Origin of the sequence: Nocardioides sp. WS12 (assembly GCF_014108865.1) — a bacterium.
Classification (GTDB): domain Bacteria; phylum Actinomycetota; class Actinomycetes; order Propionibacteriales; family Nocardioidaceae; genus Nocardioides.
Genome location: NZ_CP053928.1, coordinates 150,689 through 166,950 on the forward strand (window position 1 = coordinate 150,689; position 16,262 = coordinate 166,950).

Sequence of the window (16,262 nt, forward strand, 5' to 3'; positions counted from 1 at the left end):
CTACTGGAACAGGGCGAAGGCCTTGTTGGAGTTGAAGATCTCGGTGACGACCCAGTCCGACCAGGACAGCTCCATGCCCAGCTCGGACATCGCGCCGAGCAGGCAGAACCAGTTCAACATCTCGTGCTGGCCGGAGTCGACGACCTGGCGGCTGGTGCGGGCGTTCCACGTCTCGTAGTCCCCCGCGATCATCGCGTCCCACAGGGCCTGGTCCGACGCGGTGTCGGGCCGCAGGTGCCAGCCGGCGTCGTACAGGAACGCATGCGACCAGCTGGACGACGCGACCAGCGCCACCCGCTTGCCGCTCGCGGCGACCGAGCGCCCGACGGCGCGACCGAACTCGAAGCAGCGCTTCGGGCTCGGGCCGGGAGGGTCGAGCTGCTCGCCAGCGTTGATCTCGGCGAACTTCGCGATGCCGCCCTTGCGGGCGATCACGTGCTCGCCGTAGCAGTTCACGGCCATCGGCACGATCGGGTAGGGGAACTTCGCGCCGACGTCGTCGTAGTCGAGGAACAGTTGGGTGTTGCCGAAGGCGTGGGGGAAGTAGATGCCCTGGCGCGGCTCGTAGGAGTAGGCGACGTCGATTCCGTCGTTGAGCACGTCGATGGTGACCTGCTTGGCGAACTGCGGGTCGCCCTTCATGGTGAACGTCGTGTCGGCCGACAGCCCCCACACGTTGGGCACCTTGAGCTTCTGGGTGAGGACGCCGAACGGCTCCACGACGGTGTCGTCGTACGCGAGCATGCAGAAGGACGGGATGACCTCCTCGCGGAAGTTCTCGTACTGGTCGTCGCCCCACACGAGGAGCACGTCCGGCTCGAACTCGTCGATCGCCTCGCGACAGATCCGCATGTTCTCCAGCAGGCGCGCCCGATGCGCAGCGGCAGCGGTGGTGCCTTCGTCGTCACCCCACTCCTTGCGGGCCAGCTCGCTCCACGACGCGCGGTCCTTGAACTCCGCGGGGATGTCGGGGTCCTTGAGCGCGCTCTTGAGCAGGTTCGCCATGTGCTCGTCGGCTCCGGCGAGCGGGGGGTAGTGGGTCAGCCCCACACCAAGTACGTCGGCCACGTCCGTGTCTCCTTCGATGGTGGTGGTTCAGGCGGTTCAGAGGGAGGTCACGAGCAGGGACTGCTCGACCTCGAGGGCGGGGGTGCCGGCGGCGATCGCCTTGCGCACCTGCATAAACAGGCGGGGGTTGTCGACCACGAGCGCGCCGACGAGGCGGCCGTCCGGGGCGGCGTACAGAGCCACGAGGTCACTGGTCGCCATGGCGCCGTGGATGGTGCTGGCCGTGCCCTCGGAGGGGCGGCCGACGATCTGGATCCGTTGGCCGTACTGGTCCGACCAGACGTAGGGCAGCGCGATGGCCGGCCGGTCACGGCCGACGACATGTGCCGCCATGACCTGCGCCTGGTCACCGGCACTGGTCCAGTGCTCGATGCGGATCGGGGCGGCGTAGGCCGGATGGGGCCACCGGGCGACGTCGCCCACGGCGTAGACGCCGGGGAAACCGAGCACCTGGAGGTCCTCGTCGCAGTCGATGCCGTCACCGATGGGGAGTCCCGAGTCTGCGAGCCAGGCGGTGGCAGGAGAGGCGCCGATCCCGACGACCACCACGTCCGCCGGCAGCTCACTGCCGTCGTCGAGGCGGATCGAGGTCACCCGTCCGTCCGCCGACTCGACGGCCGCGACCGTGCGGCCGGTCCGGAGCTCGGCACCGTGAGTGACGTGGACCGAGGCGACCTCGGCCCCGACCTCGGCGCCGAGGATGTGCGCGAGCGGGACGGGCTGGGCCTCGACGATCGTCACGTCCATGTCGTGGGCACGCGCCGCGGAGGCGAACTCCGCGCCGATGAATCCGGCACCGACGACGACGGCCTTGCGGCCAGGCCCCATCAGGGATCGCAGCTCCCTGGCGTCCTCGAGGCGACGGATCACGTGCACCCCGGCGATGCCGTCGGTCCCGGACAGACGGCGCGCTTCGACACCGGTCGCGATGACCACCGCGTCGTACGGGACCTCGTCGGACTGGCCGCCGCGTTCGATCGTGAGGACCTTCGCGTCCGGGTCCAGCCCGACGGCCCGGCAACCGAGCCGCAGGGTCACGTCCAGTTCGGTGACCTCGGCCTGGCTGAGCAGGGAGACGGGCGTACCCACGCTGTCGACCGCCAGCAGGTCCTTCGACAGCGGCGGTCGGTCGTAGGGCAGGTGCTCCTCGTCGGAGACCAGCACCAGGCGGCCCTCGAAGCCGGCCCGACGCAAGGCCTGCACGGACCGCACACCGCCGGTCGAACCGCCGACCACCACGACAACGTTCGTCATCCGAGCACGTAGACCTTGCCGTCGTCGACGACGACCTCGAACGTGGCGAGCGCGACCGTCGCCGGGAAGCACAGGGCCACACCGGTCCGGATGTCGAAGCGCGCCATGTGGAGCGGACAGACGACCTCGTTGCCCTCCAGGTCGCTGTCCTCCCCCAGGGACCAGTCCTCGTGGGTGCACGTGTCAGCGGTCGCGAAGTAGGTGCCCTCGTCGTTGCGGTAGACCGCGACGGCGATCTTCGCTCCGCCTCCCGGCGGGACCGTCATCGACTCCCCGGGAGCAAGTTCACCGTCATCGCAGGCGAAGCGCCGCTCGACTGTCTGTGCACTCTCCATCGGCATTCCTTCCCTCGCTGCCCAGGTCTCTGAGGTCTCACTGTCGTCAGCGCGAAGGGCGGTCACCACGGGCCGTTCCGGCGTCCGGAACCACGCGATGCCGCGCCGCAGTCGTTGCTGCACGGTGAACGCAATCCACTCTCAGAGACAAAGGAGTCGTCCGGTGTCCACCTATGTGAACGACGACCGTGAGACGCCGCGCTTCCAGGTGAACCGCGCGGCCATGGTCGACCCCGAGGTCTTCGCGCTCGAGCGCGACAAGATCTTCAACCACACCTGGCTCTACATCGGCCACGAGACCGAGCTGAAGAAGAAGAACGACTACAAGACCCGCTCGGTCGCCGGTCGCCCGCTCATCTTCGCCCGGGACGCGAAGGGCGAGGTGAAGGTCTGGATCAACTCCTGCCCCCACCGCGGCGCCATGCTGTGCCGCGAGGACAAGGGCAACGCCCGCTTCCTCACCTGCTTCTACCACGGCTGGAGCTTCAGTACGGCGGGCGAGATGGTCTCGATGCCGGGCGACGAGTCCTATGGCGAGAACTTCGAGCGGCCCGGTCTCGCGGCGCCGGCGATGGTCGACTCCTACCGGGGGTTCGTCTTCATCAGCTTCGACCCCGACATCGTGGACCTGTCGACGTACCTGGCCGGGGCGAAGGAGTACCTCGACCTCGTCTGCGACCAGTCCGAGGTCGGCATGGAGGTGCTCGAGGGCACCCACGAGTACTCCGTCAAGGCCAACTGGAAGCTGCTCGTCGAGAACAGCATCGACGGCTACCACGCGGTCTCCACCCACCAGCGCTACTTCGAGATGGTGCTCGCCGCGCGCGGCAAGCTCGACCCCAAGGCGCTCGGCGACTCCCGCGGCATCGACCTGGGCAACGGCCACGCTGTCGTCGCCGGCGCACCCGCGACCGAGGGGCTCTTCGGCCGGCCACTGTCCGAAGCAGGCGCTGCCGAGCGCGAGGCCCGGTTCGAGCACTTCGCCGAGATCTACGGTCCCGGCTGGGTCGACCGGATGAAGGGCAACCGGAACCTGATCATCTTCCCGAACCTCGTGATCGTGGACCTCGTCATGGGTGTGGTCGTGCGCAAGATCGATCCGATCACCCCCGACTACATGGAAGTCACCGCCTGGGAGCTGGCCCCGCCCGAGGAGGGCGACGAGCTCCGCAAGCAGCGGCTCGACAACTTCCTCACCTTCTGGGGTCCCGGCGGCCTGGCCTCGCCCGACGACGTCGAAGCACTGGAAACCTGCCAGGTGGGCTTCGGCTCGTCCCGCGAGCTGGTCTGGTCCGACATGTCGCGCGGCATGAACAAGTCGGTCTGCAACACGACCGACGAGTTGCAGATGCGCACGTGGTGGCGCCGCTGGAACGAACTGGTCACCGGCGAGCAACTCCCCTCGGAGCCGAAGTCGCCGCTGGACGCGACCTTCACCGCTCCGCGGCAGGACCGCGCGTCCATGGCGTCGCCGACGTCCTGATCGCTCAGCTGGCGGTCTCCTGGCGTTCGCGCCAGGAGACCGCCAGCGGTGTGAGCCGGGCCGCCACGCGCGCGAGCAGCCACTCGACCGTGCGCTGCCATCCGTCGTACGACGCCGAGAAGCTGATGCCGTCCTCGGTGCGCCGGTGGAAGTCCACCCCGACCCCGGGATAGACGACGACCCGGCTGAAGACGTCGGAGCCGTCGTCGAGCACGTTCTGGAGCCGGACGAGATCCGACGTCGTCACGTCGCCCGCGTCAGCCCCGAACAGGCCGAGCCACGGGGTGCACAGGACGGGATCGGCCGCCACTGCAGCCACGTCAGGGACGGGCGAGATGCTGACGGCGGCGCCGAACGTACGGCGCCGGGCCAGGTCGAGCGCCAAGGTGCCGCCCGCGCCGATACCGACGATGCCCGTCTGCTCGGCGGACCAGCCACACATCCGGGCCCGCGCCTCGGCGAGCACCTCGATGTCGGGAGAGACCGCGACGGCGAGGGACTCGAAACCCTCCATGGCGAAGGTGTTCATCGCCTCGAAGACCTCGACCTCGGGGGTGGTCTCGTCGGTCAGCAGGATGATCAACCCCCGCTGCGTCCCTCCGAGCCGGACCTCGAGCGCCTCGACGCCATCGGCCAGCGGGGTGCGGGTGGGCTGGATCAGGATCACGTCGGACATGTCGGCCTCCGGGTCGGTCAATCGGTGGGTCAGTCGGTCGGGTGCGGGATCCACGGCCAGTACTTGGCCGTCGCCCCCGCATCCACGGTGATGTTGGTGCCGGTGACCATCGCTGACTCGTCGGATGCGAGGTAGACGACGGCACCGACGTAGTCGTCGGGAGTGGGCAGGCGCCCGAGAGGAAGCTGCGCCACGAAGTCATTGCGGTACGCCGACGGGCGGGCCAGCAACGCCTCCAGGGCCTGCCGTGCCTCCGGGTCGGTCGGCGCGGTTGCCGTGGGCGTGAACCCGTTGACGCGGATGCCGTACTGCGCCAACTCCATCGCGGTGGAGCGGGTGAAGTTGATCAGCCCGCTCTTTCCCGTGGAGTAGCCCACGTTGCCGGGCTGCCCCTGCCAGGCGGCGGTGGAGAGCACGTTGATGATGCTGCCCTCGCGCTGCTGCTCGATCATCGAGCGCCCCACGGCCCGGGTGAAGAGGAAGGACCCACCCAGGATCACGTCGAGCTGGCGGCGGAAGGCGTCGTACTCCATGTCGAGGACGCCCTGCTGCTGGAAGAACACGGCGTTGTTGACGAGGATGTCGATCCCGCCCCAGCGTTCAACGGCGAGAGCGACCGCGGCTTCTGCGTGCGCCGGGTCGGTGACGTCGCCAGAGAGGTGAATCGCGTCGCCCCCGGCGTCGGTGATCCGGCGAGCCGTTGCGGCCGCCACGTCCTCGGAGAGGTCGGCGCACAGCACCACGGCGCCCTCCGCAGCGAGACCGGCGGCGAGGGTGCCTCCGATGTTGGGGCTCGCGCCGGTGACGATCGCGACCTTCCCCTGCAGTCGGTTCACAGGATGATGCTGACCTTGCCGTGCGGGCGCAGGGCGGAAAGGTCCAGCACCGAGCGTCGTACGAGGTAACGCAAGGCGCCGGTCTCGTTGCGCTCCAGGACGTGGCGGTAGTAGCCGACGTACGTGTCGAAGGCCCCGTTGCGCATCCGGAAGACCGCGAAGTTGGCCCGGATGTGGACCCGCCCCCCGTCGTCCGCGCCGGCGACGACGTTGCTGACCATCCGGCGGGTGCGCGAGTGCGGGTACTCGGCATGGGCCGAGCGCTTCATCAGCGAGCCGATGCGCTGCTCGAGCAGGAAGCGGTCGTCCTGGACGAGGAACAGGTCCCGTCCGGGATCGCCGTCGGGAAGGTCGGTCGAGGGCACGAGGTACTGCCCTTCCGGAAGGAAGAGCTCGAGCCACTCGGGGAGGCGCCAGTCGTCGAGGAGGTCAGCCTCCTCGTACAGGAAGCGCTCGGCTTCGGCGGAGAGGGCCGCGTCGTGCTCGGCGCGGAAGGAAGTCGTGGTCACGTCGGTCTCCTCGGGTCGGGGCCCGCCCAGTGCAGCCGGACGGGCTACCTCAGGCTGCCGTCCTGACCCGCCCCGGAGAACCGGCAGTTCCGGGGTCCGGAACCGGTCCGTCAGACCCGACCGCGGCTCACCAACTGTCGCCGTCCATCTCGTTTCCCGGGGTGGAACGCAGCAAGCCCCGGTAGGCGTCCCGCACCGTGCGACCGTCTCGCAGGACCCCCAGCACCTCACGGGCGATGGGCACCTGGACACCCAGCTGTTCAGCCAGCTCGACGAGCACCGGTGCCGTCGCCACACCCTCGGCGACCTGGCTCATCTGGCCCAGGATCTCCTCCACGGTCTTGCCTCGGCCCAGCTCCTCACCGACATGGCGATTGCGGCTGCGACTACTGGTGCAGGTGACGATGAGGTCGCCCATCCCGGCCAGGCCGGCAAAGGTCTCCATCCGGCCACCCATCGCCACGCCGAGGCGAGCCATCTCGTGTCCCGCGCGCGTCATGACCATGGCCTTGGTGTTGTAGCCGGCCTCGGCTCCGTCCGCCATGCCCACGGCGATGGCGTAGACGTTCTTGCAGGCTCCCGCGATCTCCACTCCCCTGACGTCGGAGGACGAGTAGATCCGGAAACGATTGGTCCGGAAGAGCTCGGCGAGCTGGCTCGCCAGCGCCTCGTCCGGCATCGCCAGCGTGGCGGCGGTCGCCATCCCGCTCGCCACCTCGGCGGCGATGTTCGGCCCTGACAGAGCGCCCGCCGGGTGCCCGGGCAGCTCCTCGGCGATGACCTCGGTCATGGTCTTGTGTGTCCCGCGTTCCAGGCCCTTGGACAGGCTGACAACAGGGATCCAGGGACGGATCGTGGGAGCGATCTCGCGCAGGACGGCCCGGAGTGACTGTGCCGGGATGGCGGCCACCACCACGTCCGCGCTCTCCACGGCGCGGTGCAGGTCCGTGGTCGCCTCGAGCGCCTTGGGCAGGGCGAGACCGGGGAGGTAGCGCTCGTTGACGTGACGCTCGCCCACCGACTGCGCCGTTTCCGGATCGCGCGCCCACAGGACGGTCGGGGAGCTTCGCGAGGCAATGGCCGCAACCGTGGTTCCCCACGAGCCTGCGCCGAGGACAGCAACCCGAGGGGTCTTCATCGCGGTGGTCACACCCGACGGAAGAGAGCAGCGAGCGCCTGTCCGCCACCGATGCACATGGTCACGATGCCGAGTTCGAGATCGCGCCGCTCGAGGTCCTTGGCGACTCGGAGCGACAGGATCGCTCCCGTCGCGCCGACGGCGTGGCCGAGGGCGATCGCACCGCCATAGGGGTTCACTTGCTCCGGGGAGAGCCCGGCGTCACGCGCCACCGCGACCGCCTGCGAAGCGAACGCCTCGTTCAGTTCGATGATCCCGATGTCGGACGGGGTGGTGCCGGTCTTCTCGAACAGCGACTGGAGCGCGAGGACCGGCGCGTAGCCCATCAGCTCCGGCTCCATGGCTGCGGTGGTCACGGCTTCCAGCGCCACGAGCGGACGCAGGCCTCGCTCGGCGGCGGCCGACTCGGTCGCCAGCACCACTGCGGCGGCGCCGTCGTTGATGCCCGACGCGTTGCCGGCCGTGACCGTGCCGTCCTTCTGGAACGCGGGACGTAGCCCGGCCAGGGTCTCGATCGTGGTGGTGGGCTTCGGGTGCTCGTCCTCGGTCACCGTGAACGGCTTCCGGCCACCGACCTCGACCGGCACGATCTCCTCGGCGAAGACAGCCTTCGCCTCGGCGGTCGCGGCCCGGCGCTGCGACTCGAGGGCGAACTCGTCCTGCTCGACCCGCGTGACGCCGTACTTCGCCGCGACGTTCTCGGCCGTGATGCCCATGTGCACGCCATGGAACGGATCGGTCAGCATCATCACCGTGCCGTCGACGAGGGAGCGGTCGCCGAGCTTGTAGCCCGCGCGCGCACCGAAGTCATAGAACGGCATGCGGGTCATCGATTCGTCCCCACCGGCCACAGCGATGTCGAGATCGTTCCAGCGCATCTCCATCGCCGCCGACCAGATCGCCTGCAGCCCGGATCCGCACAGTCGATTGACGGTGAACGCAGGGACGCTCTTCGGCAGTCCCGCGGCCATCGCGACCCGGCGCGCGTTGTAGGCGTCCGGGCCGACCTGGCCGATGCAACCCATCACGACTTCCTGCACGTCCTCGGCGGCAACGCCGGAACGCTCGAGCGCAGCCCGGGTCGCGGTCGCGCCGAGTTCGAATCCGGGGACGTCCTTGAACACGCCACCGAAGCTGCCCACGGGGGTCCGCGCGCCGTCCACCAGAAGGATCTGCTCGTTCATCACCACTCCTCAATCACCACGGTCATGCACTTGCTGCACATGTCGACTCCTCGCGCCGACCCCGGCGGGATCGGGAACGGGAGATCGAGAATGCGCCGCCACGAATAGGCCCAGATGCCGCAGGCGGTGGACATGGTGCCCATCTCCTTCGCATGCGCCAGTGACACCGGACGGGTCTGGAGGATGCCGCCCTCCTCGCGATGCTGGACGAAGGCCGCTGTGACGTACCAGGGACCGCCAGCGACGCGCCAGCGGCGGGTCGGTGCTGCCATCTCAACTCCTGCAATCACGGTCACGGGATCACCTCATCTGCCACACGGGCGTTCGCTTCTCGCGGAAGGCAGAGACGCCCTCCTTGATGTCTTCGGTCGTGAAGGCCAGGGCGAGTTGGGCCTGGAGCGCCGACAAGGCCGCGTTCAGGTCCATGTCCCTGGTCGCGTCGATGGCGTCCTTGCCCAGGCGCATCAGCAGGGGCGACTTGGCCGCGAGGCGGTGGGCCCAGTCCTGGACAGTCGCGTCGAACTCGTCGGCCGGAACAACGACGTTCACGATGTCGAGCCGCTCGGCCTCCGCCGCATCGATCGGTTCGCCGAGCATCATCAACTGGTTCGCCCGCATCCGCGGGACGTTGCGGTAGATCAGCGCCGAGATCATGAAGGGGAAGACACCGACGTTGATCTCGGGACATCCGAACCGGACGCCCTCCCTGGCAATCACCAGGTCGCACGCCAGCGCAAGGCCGAAGGAGCCCGCCAGGACGTCTCCTCCGGCAGCACAGATGACGGGCTTTCCCAGCCCTCCGATCAGGGCGTAGAGCCGCGGGAAGCGGTCGAGACCGGCGTACTTCGTGATGGTCGGCGCGTCACTCGCGAAGGCCTTCAGGTCGCCGCCCGCCGAGAAGATCCGGTCGTGCGAGGAGCCCAGGACGACGACCCGAACGGCGTCGTCGGCTCCGGCCTGCTCGACCGCCGCCAGCAGTTCGTCGAGCAGTTCGTCGCTGAGCGCGTTGCGGGTCGCCGGCGAGTCGAGGGTCACGAAGGCGACCCCGTGGTCGTCGACCTCGTAGCGAACCAGGCTCATGGGCACTCCTTGCAGATCACGAGGCATCAGATCTCGAGAACGACCTTGCCGAAACCGGCACCGGACTCGAGGTGGGCGTGGGCGTCGGCCGCGCGGTCCAGGGGGAACACGCGGTCGATGACCGGCGGCGGTACGTCGTACTCGTCCATCAACCGGAGCAGGCCCGCGAAATCGTGCGGGCTGCCCATGGTCGTTCCGAGCAGGTCGTACTGGCCGAAGTAGAAGGGGCGCACATCGATCGTCGCCTGGTCGGACCGGTTGGCGCCGAGCACCACCAGGCGTCCACCGGGTCGCAGCGCACGAATGGCTTCGGGCCACGCCCCGACGGAGTCGAGTACGACGTCGAAGCCCTGGCCGCCGTTCAACAGCCGGGCATCCTCGGGCCAGGAGGTCGCCCCGGCGCCGTCGTACCGGACACCGCCGGAGGCGCCGAGCGAGGTGGCCTGCGCGATCTTCGCGTCTGCGGAGGACGTGACGACGACCCGAGCACCCACGGCCGAGCCCAGCATGACGGCCATGGTGGCGACGCCACCGCCGGCGCCGAGAACCAGCACGCTGTCGCCCTTCTGGAGCCGGGCACGGGAGAACAGGGCACGGAAGACGGTGACGCCGACCAGCGGCAGCGCAGCCGCCTCGGCCCAGCTGAGGCCGGCCGGCTTCGGCGCGACACAGCCCGTCGGCACGGCCACGCGTTCGGCGTAGGTGCCGGGCCGGTGGTCGCCGAGAATCTCCCAGCCGGGTCCGGGAGCGGACTCGTCGTTGCCCCACCACAGCGACGGCAGTACGACGACCTCCTCACCCGTGGCGAGGTCGATGCCAGCACCGTCGGCGCCCGGTGTGTGCGGCAGCGGCGAGGAGTACTTGCCCTGGCGGACCAGCACGTCGTGCCAGTTCAGCGCGGCAGCCTTCAGTTCGACAACGGTCCAGCCCGGCTGGACAACTGGGTCGGGCCGGTCGCCCAACCGCAGCACGTCGGGCGCACCGTAGGCCTCCTGGATGACGGCCTTCATGACACGGGCGCAAGCGAACGAAGCCGATCGCGGACCTGACCCGACAGTTCGACGGCTTCGTCGGCCGAGTCGGAGATCGGAATCAGGGTGATCGTTCGAGCGCCACCCTCGACGTACGGCGCGATGAACTCGGCCACGTCGTCCGGTGTGCCGGCAGCGCTGATGTGCTGGAACTTCTCGGGAGGCAGGTTGTACAGCGACGACATCGCGTCGCCGAGCGCCGCGCGCGCCCGATCGGCGTCCTCGCCCAGGCCGACCCAGATGTTCAGCCCGGCGAAGCTCGGACCGGTGCGATCGCTCTGCTCGAAGCCTTCGACGATCTGCTGGTGGGTGGCCGCGTAGCGGCGGGCCGAGCACCACATGCCGAGCCAGCCGTCGCCGTACTCAACGGTCCGCCGTACGGCGACGTCGCCGCCGCCGCCGATGACGATCGGGACCCGGGTCTCGGGCGCGGGCAGGATGCTCGCGCCGTCGAGCTGGAAGAACTCGCCGTCGTGATCGATGACGTCGCCGGTGGCGAGCCGACGCAGCAAGCCGAGCGTCTCGTCCATCCGACGACCGCGGGAAGCCGGGTCGACGCCCATGTTGGTGACCTCGCGACGGTCCTCACCGGCGACGCCGACGCCGAGGGTCAGTCGGCCGGGGGCGAGCTGGCTCAGCGTCGCGATCTGGCGGGCAGTCGCCATCGGGTGGCGCAGGCCGGCGAGGTAGACGCCCATCAGGACGTTGAGTCGCTCGCTCGCCACGAGGGCAGCCGTCGCGGCGACGAAGCCGTCGAAGCCGGCGCCGCCGTGGAAGCTGATGTGGTCGCCGACAGTGAGGTGGTTCAGGCCGACCTCTTCCATCCGGGCGAGCAGGGTGCGGCGGCGTGCCGGGTCCGGTACGAGGAAGTCGTCATTGAGGGCGATACCGACCTCGATCTCAGGGTTCATCTGTCGATGCTCGCTCACTGTCATCCGCCTTCACAACTATTGGTCTGACCAAAAACTGGAGAACTCTCCAACCCCTCGAGGGCTCCGACGAAGGTCCGGATCTCACTCGCGAGCAGGTCCGGCACCTCGGCGGCGGCGAAATGTCCGCCACGGTCGAGCTCGCGCCAGTGGCGCAGGTCCCGGTACTGACGCTCGACGGCGGACCGCGGCGGCCGGATGATCTCGCCGGGGAAGATCGAGCACCCGGTCGGCACATCGACCGGAGCCCCTTGACTGCGCCAGTCGACCTCGCGGTACAGGCGAGCCGCCGAGGCACCAGTCGCGGTCAGCCAGTAGATCGACACCGTGTCGAGGACGTCGTCAGCCGACAGCAACGAGGCGCCGTCAGGGCCGGTGTCCGACCAGGCCCAGAGCTTCTCCACAACCCAGGCGCACAGGGCGACAGGCGAGTCGACGAGGGCATAGCCGATGGTCTGCGGGCGCGAGCGTTGCACCTGCGCGTAGGCGTAGCCGTCGCTCCGGTAGCGGTCCTCCCGCTCGAGACCTTTCCGCTCGCTCGCAGACGCCCACTCGCGGTCCGCGTCCGTCGTCCTCGACAGCGGGAGTGTGACGTGCAGTCCCAGCAGGCGATCGGGATGGCGGCGGGCGAGGGCGGTGCTGACCACAGCACCCCAGTCGCCGCCATGAGCGACGAAGGTCGGGTAATCGAGGGCGTCCATCAGTGCGGCCCACGCGTCGGCCGTCCGCTCGATCCCCCAGCCGCTGCTGGCTGGCTTGTCGCTCCAGCCGTAGCCGGGGAGCGACGGAGCGACGACGTGAAAGGCCGGCCCATGCGCAGGTTCAGTCAACAGTGGCAGCAAGTCGAGGAACTCGAAGCAGGTGCTCGGCCACCCGTGCGTCACCAGCAGGGGTACGGCGTCGGGCCGACTCGAGCGGACATGCACCGCGTGGATGCCCAGGCCGTCGACCTCGACCCGGACCTGCGGCACCGAGGCCAACCGCTTCCCGAGACGATCCCAGTCGTACTCCTCGCGCCAGTACGTGACCAGCTCCTGGAGATCGGACAGCGCAGGCCCCTGCACCCCGCCGGGCTCGGTCGCCTCTTCAGGCCACCGGGTCTGCGCCAGTCGTGCCCGGAGATCGGCGACCTCACGGTCACCGATCTCCGGCACGAAGCGCTGCGGCAGCCCTGTCGGAGGCAATGACAGGACAGCCATGGCGATGTCGAACGAATCAGGCGTCGACGGAAGCGAGCTTGGACGCGATGTCGGCGCGCAGCAGGTGCTTCTGCACCTTGCCCGTTGCCGTCATCGGCAGCGCGTCGACGATCTCGATCCGCTCCGGAAGCTTCGGGGTCGCCACGTTGTGCTCGCGCAGGTAACTGGTCAGCTGCTCGAGAGTGATCTCCGTGCCAGCGGCAGCAGGAATGACGTACGCGCACACCTTCTCGCCGAGTCGCTCGTCCGGCATGCCGACGATGGCGACATTGGCGATGTCGTCGTGGGCGAGCAGGTGCTCCTCGAGCTCACGGGCGCTGATGTTCATGCCCCCGCGGATCACGATGTCCTTGAGGCGTCCGGTCACCCGGACGAAGCCATCGGCGTCCATCCGGCCGAGGTCACCGGAGCGCGAGAAGCCGTCGGGCGTGAACAGCGCCGCGGTCTCCTCGTCGTTGCGGAAGTACTCGATCATGTGACTGGGGCCGCGGTAGGAGATGTCGCCCTCCTCGCCGCGCGCCACTTCGTGGCCATCCGAGTCGACGACCTGGATCGTCGCGCCGTCGAGCGCCGAGCCGTCAGAGCTCGCCGACCTGGACGCGTCGTCGTTCACCGTGCACATGGTCGTGAGGAAGTTCTCCGAGCGACCATAGAGGGAGAGGGTCTGGCAGCCAGCAAAGAGCTTGCTGGACGCCTCGACGACGGAGCCCGGAATGGGCGATCCCGCGCAGACCCAGAGGCGCAGGCTCGACGCGTCGTGCTTCGCCGGGTCGTAGGCACCCATCAGCATCTGCAGGAAGGGGGTGGCGGTCACGGCCGCGGTGCAGCCGTGCTCCTTGATCAGGTCGTGCGCCAGGGCGGGGTCCCACGACTCCATCAGGTACGACTTCGCGCCAGCCAGCAGCGGCAGCAGCACGCTCGTCACCAGACCTGTGCTGTGCGTGATCGGGGACGGACCGAACTGCACGTCCGCCTCGGTGTACTCCAGGCTCTTCGCGATCGCAGCGGCGCTGGACCGCACCGTGTTGAACGAGTGGAAGCATCCCTTGGGGCGCGACGTGGTGCCCGAGGTGTAGACGATCAGGAAGCCGTCATCAGGGGAGGAATCGGGGCCGAGCTCGACTTCCAGGTCAGCGAGGTCACCCTCGGCGAACAGCCCGGACAGCGGGCTGCCGTGGGGCGAGTCGTCCGAACGCGCCACGAACAGTTCGCGTACGCCGGGAGCCTGGGTCCGCAGCTCGGCGAACATCGCAGCGTGGTCGAAGCCCTTGAACTCACCGGACGTCACCGCAAGCGACGCCCCAGAGTGCTGGAGGACGTAGCCGACCTCGTCGCCGCGATAGATGGTCATGATCGGGACCAGGATCGCGCCGATCCGCGAAGCCGCCACCGCGAGCAGCGGGAACTCGACCCAGTTCGGGAGCTGGACGGCGATCCGCTCGCCGCGCTTCAGTCCGGCGCGCTTGAGGCCCGCGGCGAGCCGCAGTGCGTGCTCAGCGAACTCTGCGTAGGTCATCGTCGTCGACACGTCGACGAGGAAGGGCGCATCGGGGCGGCGCGCGGCCTGATCAGTCACGAGGCCGTAGAAGCTCCGCTCCTGCCAGTACCCCTGCTCGTAGAACGACGCGATGTCCTCCTCGGAGTACCGATCGCGAACCGTCTTCAGTTGCTCAGCCATTCCCTTGCCCTCTTCCCCGGTGCGAGATGCACATCACACGATGTGTGTCGCAGAATATAATGGTCAGTCCTTTAATGCAACGGGTGTCGGGCCGCTGGTGCCCGCACTCAGGCAGTCGCACTCGCCGCGCGCGAGGCATCGAAGCCCGTGCGCGCAAGCCCCACCGCGACGCCGGCGAGCACGGCGACGATCGTGGTGAGCAGCAGCTGCATCAGCGGCAGCTCACCGGATCCGGCCCGCACCAGCGGGAGGATCATGAAGTAGCTCCCCACCGCGGCGATCGGCGCCTGCCGCCACGCGGCCACCGGCGTCCCCCGAGGCGTGGCGGCAACCGCGGCGACCACGAAGGCCGCCAGGGCGACAACCAGGAGCCAGACGTAGCCCAGCGGCTCGAACACCTGGGCAACGAGAGGATGCACGATCCCGCCGACGAACAGCACGCCGAAGCCCCGGAAGGCACCGCGAATCACGTCGCTGTATCCGAGGGCTCTGGGGCTCATGCTCGGAACCTATGCAGGACGGCGACCGAAAGCATCGATCCTGGGGCGGATGCCTGTCCCCCGAACGGATCAGACGAGGGCCAGGACTGCTGCCCCGAGCAGTACGACGCCGGCCAGGTAGCACGCGAAGGCCCCCCGCCGCAGCGATCGGATCTTCCGCTCACGCTCGTAGACGTCGTAGTGGTCAGGAACGAGCACCAGCGCGTTGGACCGTCCCCAGTACCCGAGCGCCCAGACGCCGCCGCCCACCAGCATGAGCACCACCGCGTGCAGAACCTGCTCGGTCATGGGTCATTTCCCTTCGGTCACGTCTGCCTGGTCGATGTCCGGGACCGCGCCCGGGTCGTCCGGCAGGTACGCGTCGGCGTACGTCACGTCGTGGTCGGCAATGACGTCCTTCAGCCAGGTGCGCCATTCCTTCAGCGACTTCTCGGCAAGAACGGTCCGGCGCAGGGCCTCGCGCAGCTCGGCAAACTTGGCTGGCGCGGCCGGAAGCTCCTTGTCGACCCGGCCGACGTTCCACCCCGACTCGGTCTGCACGGGCCCGAAGAGCGCGCCGACGGGTGCGGTGAACGCCGCCTTGGCGTAGGCGTCCTCCAGGTTGTCGGCCGGAAGCGCTCCGAGGTCGCCCCCCTTGTCACGGGTGGAGGAGTCGAGACTCGTGGCCTTCGCAACGGCTGTGAACGACTCGCCGGCGCGAAGCCTCCGCAGCACCTTCTCGGCAGAGGGGCGGTCCGCCACGACGATATTGCGCAGGTTCCGGCGAACCGGAGTGGCCAGTTCGTCCTTGCGGTCCTCGAAGGCCGCCTCGAGCTCGGCCTCATCGATCGACACGTCGCCGGCGACGTCGTCGAAGAGCCGCGAGACGAGGAGCTGGTCACCGATCTCGTCGCGCACCTGGTCCTCGCTGGCCCCGAGCTCGCCGAGAGCCGCCACGAACGCGGTGCGGCCGCCGTCCGGATAGCGCTGCTCGATCAGCGTCTGGAGCGTGTCATCGATCTCCTTGGCGGCGATCACGATGCCGCGCTCCTTCGCCTCGTCCTGGAGCATCAGCTGAACCGCCATCGACTTCGCCGCGTCGCGGAGGAAGTCCGACTTCTCCGACTTCTTCTCCGGCGCCTGGACGCCGTAGAGCGCTTCGAGGGCATCGATGCGGCGGTCGACGTCGTCGGCCATCACGACCTCGTCACCGAGCTGGAAGGCCGCACCCTCGGGCAGGTTGTCCCGCTGGAGGAACCACCAGGTCCCGGAACCGGCAAGGACCAGTACGACGACCACGGCGGCCAGCACGCGGCGGTCCATCCCGCGCAGGCGCTCGGACCAGCTCGTGGTCGTCTCGACCTTGACGACCGTCACGGTCGA

At 68.9% G+C, this 16,262-nt stretch carries 18 protein-coding genes; 1 reads left to right on the forward strand and 17 read right to left on the reverse strand.

The window, feature by feature from the left end:
- The 3 genes from HRC28_RS00655 to HRC28_RS00665 are packed head-to-tail and all read right to left on the reverse strand — an operon-like array spanning position 1 to position 2,657.
- Positions 1-1,068, reverse strand: a complete 1,068-nt coding sequence (locus HRC28_RS00655) for an extradiol ring-cleavage dioxygenase (RefSeq protein ID WP_182378171.1) — start codon at positions 1,066-1,068, stop codon at positions 1-3.
- 36 nt (positions 1,069-1,104) lie between these two features.
- Positions 1,105-2,322, reverse strand: coding sequence for an FAD-dependent oxidoreductase (locus HRC28_RS00660; RefSeq protein WP_182378172.1), 1,218 nt, complete (start codon positions 2,320-2,322; stop codon positions 1,105-1,107).
- Positions 2,319-2,657 (reverse strand): non-heme iron oxygenase ferredoxin subunit, encoded by a 339-nt coding sequence (locus HRC28_RS00665; RefSeq protein ID WP_182378173.1) that lies wholly within the window; start codon positions 2,655-2,657, stop codon positions 2,319-2,321. Before HRC28_RS00665 ends, HRC28_RS00660 begins: the two co-directional genes overlap by 4 nt.
- Before the next feature lie 163 nt (positions 2,658-2,820).
- Here HRC28_RS00665 and HRC28_RS00670 point away from each other — a divergent pair, with 163 nt between their 5' ends.
- On the forward strand, positions 2,821-4,140 hold the full coding sequence (locus HRC28_RS00670; protein WP_182378174.1) for an aromatic ring-hydroxylating dioxygenase subunit alpha: 1,320 nt from the start codon (positions 2,821-2,823) through the stop codon (positions 4,138-4,140).
- Between the two features lie 4 nt (positions 4,141-4,144).
- Here the strand turns inward: HRC28_RS00670 and HRC28_RS00675 are convergent, their stop codons facing one another.
- The 14 genes from HRC28_RS00675 to HRC28_RS00740 all read right to left on the reverse strand — a co-directional run bounded on the left by HRC28_RS00675 (position 4,145) and on the right by HRC28_RS00740 (position 16,256).
- On the reverse strand, positions 4,145-4,870 hold the full coding sequence (locus HRC28_RS00675; RefSeq protein WP_182378175.1) for a dienelactone hydrolase family protein: 726 nt from the start codon (positions 4,868-4,870) through the stop codon (positions 4,145-4,147).
- A complete protein-coding gene (locus HRC28_RS00680) occupies positions 4,846-5,652 on the reverse strand; it encodes an SDR family oxidoreductase (protein WP_182378176.1) in 807 nt (268 codons plus the stop codon). The genes HRC28_RS00675 and HRC28_RS00680 overlap by 25 nt, the downstream gene beginning before the upstream one ends.
- Positions 5,649-6,161 (reverse strand): aromatic-ring-hydroxylating dioxygenase subunit beta, encoded by a 513-nt coding sequence (locus HRC28_RS00685; protein WP_182378177.1) that lies wholly within the window; start codon positions 6,159-6,161, stop codon positions 5,649-5,651. Before HRC28_RS00685 ends, HRC28_RS00680 begins: the two co-directional genes overlap by 4 nt.
- Positions 6,162-6,288: 127 nt before the next feature.
- On the reverse strand, positions 6,289-7,299 hold the full coding sequence (locus HRC28_RS00690; protein ID WP_182378178.1) for an NAD(P)H-dependent glycerol-3-phosphate dehydrogenase: 1,011 nt from the start codon (positions 7,297-7,299) through the stop codon (positions 6,289-6,291).
- Positions 7,300-7,307: 8 nt separating this feature from the next.
- The gene (locus tag HRC28_RS00695; protein WP_182378179.1) at positions 7,308-8,483 is read right to left on the reverse strand and encodes a thiolase family protein; all 1,176 of its coding nucleotides are present in this window, start codon (positions 8,481-8,483) and stop codon (positions 7,308-7,310) included.
- Complete coding sequence (locus HRC28_RS00700; RefSeq protein ID WP_182378180.1) at positions 8,483-8,755, reverse strand: hypothetical protein; 273 nt, start codon at positions 8,753-8,755, stop codon at positions 8,483-8,485. The genes HRC28_RS00695 and HRC28_RS00700 overlap by 1 nt, the downstream gene beginning before the upstream one ends.
- A gap of 28 nt (positions 8,756-8,783) precedes the next feature.
- Positions 8,784-9,563 carry an enoyl-CoA hydratase/isomerase family protein gene (locus HRC28_RS00705; RefSeq protein WP_182378181.1) on the reverse strand — a complete coding sequence of 260 codons (780 nt, stop codon included), beginning with the start codon at positions 9,561-9,563 and terminating at the stop codon, positions 8,784-8,786.
- A 26-nt stretch (positions 9,564-9,589) separates the two neighbouring features.
- A complete protein-coding gene (locus tag HRC28_RS00710; protein WP_182378182.1) occupies positions 9,590-10,573 on the reverse strand; it encodes a zinc-binding dehydrogenase in 984 nt (327 codons plus the stop codon).
- Positions 10,570-11,505, reverse strand: a complete 936-nt coding sequence (locus tag HRC28_RS00715; protein WP_182378183.1) for an LLM class flavin-dependent oxidoreductase — start codon at positions 11,503-11,505, stop codon at positions 10,570-10,572. The genes HRC28_RS00710 and HRC28_RS00715 overlap by 4 nt, the downstream gene beginning before the upstream one ends.
- 20 nt (positions 11,506-11,525) lie before the next feature.
- Entirely contained in the window at positions 11,526-12,722 is a 1,197-nt protein-coding gene (locus HRC28_RS00720; RefSeq protein WP_182378184.1) for an epoxide hydrolase family protein, read from the reverse strand.
- Between the two features lie 16 nt (positions 12,723-12,738).
- Positions 12,739-14,400, reverse strand: a complete 1,662-nt coding sequence (locus HRC28_RS00725) for an AMP-binding protein (RefSeq protein ID WP_182378185.1) — start codon at positions 14,398-14,400, stop codon at positions 12,739-12,741.
- 107 nt (positions 14,401-14,507) lie between these two features.
- Entirely contained in the window at positions 14,508-14,900 is a 393-nt protein-coding gene (locus HRC28_RS00730; RefSeq protein ID WP_182378186.1) for a hypothetical protein, read from the reverse strand.
- A 69-nt stretch (positions 14,901-14,969) separates the two neighbouring features.
- A complete protein-coding gene (locus tag HRC28_RS00735; RefSeq protein WP_182378187.1) occupies positions 14,970-15,188 on the reverse strand; it encodes a hypothetical protein in 219 nt (72 codons plus the stop codon).
- A gap of 3 nt (positions 15,189-15,191) precedes the next feature.
- Positions 15,192-16,256, reverse strand: coding sequence for a peptidyl-prolyl cis-trans isomerase (locus HRC28_RS00740; protein WP_182378188.1), 1,065 nt, complete (start codon positions 16,254-16,256; stop codon positions 15,192-15,194).
- Between the last annotated feature and the right edge of the window lie 6 nt (positions 16,257-16,262).